Origin of the sequence: Sphingomonas sp. Leaf38, assembly GCF_001421825.1 — a bacterium.
In the GTDB taxonomy this organism is placed as follows: Bacteria; Pseudomonadota; Alphaproteobacteria; order Sphingomonadales; family Sphingomonadaceae; genus Sphingomonas.
Map to the genome: position 1 here is coordinate 1,240,135 of NZ_LMLD01000011.1, position 3,160 is coordinate 1,243,294.

Below are 3,160 nucleotides of genomic sequence, written 5' to 3' on the forward strand. Positions count from 1 at the left end.
CCGCGCCCCTGGGACGACCCGTCATGGCCGGGGCCATCCGATCCGCAATGAAGTATCTGCTCGATACCAATATCTGTATCCTGCTGCTCGGTGGCAACGTCCCGCGCTTGCGAAACCGCGTCGAGCGCTGCGACGAAGGCGAACTCGGCATGTCCGCGATCGTCTTTGCCGAACTGGCGGTGGGCAGTTGGCAGGGGAAGCTGCCGCCCTTGCCCGTGGTCGAAGCGTTCAGCCGCTGGGTGCCGGTACTACCCTTCGACGAACGGTCGGCCAAGCTGTATGCGACGCTGCCGTTCAGGCGCGGAAGCTTCGACAGGCTGATCGCAGCGCATGCGCTGTCGCTCGACCTGACGCTGATCACCAACAACGAACGAGACTTTGCCGATGTGCCGGGTCTTTGCATAGAGAATTGGACGCTGTGACCTTCGCTGCCACGATATTGACGTTGTACCCCGAGATGTTCCCGGGGCCGCTCGGCACCTCGCTTGCCGGGCGGGCGCTCGGGGAGGGGCGGTGGTCGTGTACGCCGGTGCAGATCCGCGACTTTGCGACCGACAAGCACAAGTCGGTCGACCATACGCCGGCGGGGGGCGGGGCGGGGATGGTGCTCAGGGCCGACGTAGTGGCCGCGGCGGTCGACAGCGTGGCCGATGGGCGGCCTGTTCTCGCGATGACGCCGCGGGGCAAGCCGCTGACCCAGGAGCGCGTTCGCGAACTCGCCAAGGGGCCGGGCGTCACCATCCTGTGCGGGCGGTTCGAGGGGTTCGACGAGCGATTGTTCGAGGCGCGCGATATCGAGGAGGTGTCGATCGGCGACTATATCCTGTCGGGGGGCGAGATGGGGGCGCTGGTGCTGCTCGATGCTTGCATTCGGCTGCTCCCCGGCGTAATGGGCGCGGCTTCTAGTGGGGATGACGAGAGCTTCGAAACGGGGCTTCTTGAATATCCGCATTATACCCGACCTCAGATATGGGAAGGGCGCGCGATCCCGCAGGTGCTGCGATCGGGGGATCACGCGAAGATCGACGCATGGCGCAAACGCCGCGCGGAGATCGATACACGGTCACGGCGACCGGACCTTTGGGAACGCCATGAGGGCGTTCGGGTCCAGTTGCCCTCTGGCGCGCAGCGACACGAGGACTGATTATGAACCTGTTGCAGACGATCGAAGCCGAGAACATCGCGAAGTTCCTGGCCAACAAGACGATCCCCGATTTCCGCCCCGGCGATACGCTGAAGGTCGGCGTGAAGGTCGTCGAAGGCGAGCGCACGCGTATTCAGAACTATGAGGGCGTGTGCATCGCGCGCTCGAACAAGGGCATGGGTTCGAACTTCACCGTCCGCAAGATGAGCTTCGGTGAGGGCGTCGAGCGCGTTTTCCCGCTCTACTCGCCGAACGTCGATTCGATCGAAGTCGTCCGCAAGGGCGCCGTGCGTCGCGCCAAGCTGTATTATCTGCGTGGCCGCACCGGCAAGGCAGCGCGTATCGCCGAGCGTCGCGACATGCGCCCCGCCAAGGGCACTGCCGCCGCCGAGTAATCGCGCGGTCCGGTTCTCTGGGTTGGGTTTGGAAAAGGGCGCGGGGGCGATAGTCCCCGCGCCCTTTTTCGTTGCGTGCGGGGCGGGGGTGGGACGGCGGAGCGATGTCGTTGGAACGGCGCGGTTTATTCGGTCCCGGCGTGGGTGCTGCCGGAGTGAAGTATAGGAAGTAGAGACGCACGTGCAGCATTCTGCCGCGGGGGTGGTGCGAGCCTGTGCGTGCGGTATCGCGGACGAGGGGGCGGGTGCCGGCATGCAGCGACGGTGCGCTCGAGACGCGGTGTAGGACAGCGATTAGTGCTTCGGACCGTGGTGCGGTGGTCTGTGCGCCTTCCCGTTCGGAGGGCGGCTCTCCCGATCGGACCTGTCAGCGCTGGCTACCGCAATCACGGTCGCGTCCTTGTTCTCCCGCGGAGGCGGGAGTCCAGTCTGGGTCCCCGCCTTTGCGGGGAAACGCGTTCGAGAAATCGTCGTGCGTTGTGGATGCAGCGTAGTCGAGATTGGATTCACGCGAAGGCGCTAAGGCGCAAAGAGAAGGCAGCAGGGGCGGGAGCCAGGCCGGCCGCGTCTCTTCGCGCCTTCGCGTGAACACCCTCTTCTCCGTCATCCTGACGTACGTCAGGACCCAGAGCCACAAGGTGCGGCGTTCGTGACCCTGGGTCCTGACTTTCGTCAGGATGACGGTGTGGGGAGGGCGGCGTCGCGCCCGCAATAGCCAACGCTGTCCGTCCGAGGTGGGTAGCCGAGGTGCGTACGCGCTTCGACTGGCTCGCACGCCGCCGTCAGCCCGTCTCGACCGCCCGTCAGGCGTCGCGCCACGTTCCGGGCGCCAGATCGGCCAGCGTCCAGTCGCCGATGCTCCAGCGGACGAGGCGCAGCGTGGGGTGGCCTATCGCGGCGGTCATGCGGCGGACCTGGCGGTTGCGGCCTTCGCGGATCGTGATGCGCAGCCAGCAATCGGGGATGCTCGCGCGGACGCGGATCGGCGGCACGCGCGGCCAAAGATCGGGCGCGGCGATACGTTCGACCTCGGCGGGGCGGGTGGGGCCGTCCTTCAGCACGACGCCTTCGCGCAACCGATCGAGCGCGGCCTCGTCGGCCGCGCCCTCGACCTGCACGAGATAGGTCTTGGCCAGCTTGAACTTCGGATCCGCGATCCGCGCCTGGAGGCGACCGTCGTCGGTCAGCAGCAACAGCCCCTCGCTGTCCCGATCGAGCCGCCCCGCCGGATAGACGCCGGGCACCTCGACGAACTGCGACAGCGTCGCGCGCGGGGTGGGGGAGCCCGCGTCGGTGAACTGGCTGAGGACGTCGTAGGGTTTGTTGAAGAGGATCAGGCGGGGCATGGCGGGGCTTTAGAGGTATTGTCGGCCCGGTTCGACCGTAATTCCTCCCCTGCAAGGGGAGGTGGCAGCGTAGGGCGCTGACGGAGGGGTAACCTGCTCACGATACGGCGACACCCCTCCTGCGCTTCGCGCCACCTCCCCTTACAAGGGAAGATCGGGGGGCATTCACGAAAGTCAGAGCCAAACAATCCTCCCCCGCCAGGGGGAGGTGGCTGGCACTTGCCAGACGGAGGGGGAGGGAAGGGAGAACCGCTGTTCCGTATCCTCCCCCCCCC

Annotated in this window: 4 protein-coding genes; 3 read left to right on the top strand and 1 reads right to left on the bottom strand. The window is 66.4% G+C overall.

The genetic code is table 11. The annotated features are described in order from the left end of the window. The first annotated feature begins 47 nt into the window (after positions 1-47). The 3 genes from ASE88_RS13065 to rplS are packed head-to-tail and all read left to right on the top strand — an operon-like array spanning position 48 to position 1,539. Positions 48-422: a type II toxin-antitoxin system VapC family toxin gene (locus tag ASE88_RS13065; RefSeq protein ID WP_056478404.1), complete on the top strand. Its 375-nt coding sequence runs from the start codon at positions 48-50 to the stop codon at positions 420-422. Continuing rightward, positions 419-1,144, top strand: a complete 726-nt coding sequence (gene trmD, locus ASE88_RS13070) for a tRNA (guanosine(37)-N1)-methyltransferase TrmD (protein ID WP_056479511.1) — start codon at positions 419-421, stop codon at positions 1,142-1,144. Before ASE88_RS13065 ends, trmD begins: the two co-directional genes overlap by 4 nt. Before the next feature lie 2 nt (positions 1,145-1,146). Then, positions 1,147-1,539: a 50S ribosomal protein L19 gene (rplS, locus tag ASE88_RS13075; RefSeq protein ID WP_031395442.1), complete on the top strand. Its 393-nt coding sequence runs from the start codon at positions 1,147-1,149 to the stop codon at positions 1,537-1,539. 803 nt (positions 1,540-2,342) lie between these two features. On the opposite strand, the gene ASE88_RS13080 is transcribed toward rplS, so the two are convergent. Continuing rightward, positions 2,343-2,885: a pseudouridine synthase gene (locus tag ASE88_RS13080; protein ID WP_056478406.1), complete on the bottom strand. Its 543-nt coding sequence runs from the start codon at positions 2,883-2,885 to the stop codon at positions 2,343-2,345. Positions 2,886-3,160 lie beyond the last annotated feature (275 nt).

Bases quoted from the DNA above. Each gene is read 5' to 3' on its own strand.
- rplS (WP_031395442.1), top strand. From the start codon at position 1,147: ATGAACCTGTTGCAGACGATCGAAGCCGAGAACATCGCGAAGTTCCTG.
- ASE88_RS13065 (WP_056478404.1), top strand. From the start codon at position 48: ATGAAGTATCTGCTCGATACCAATATCTGTATCCTGCTGCTCGGTGGC.
- ASE88_RS13080 (WP_056478406.1), bottom strand. From the start codon at position 2,885: ATGCCCCGCCTGATCCTCTTCAACAAACCCTACGACGTCCTCAGCCAG.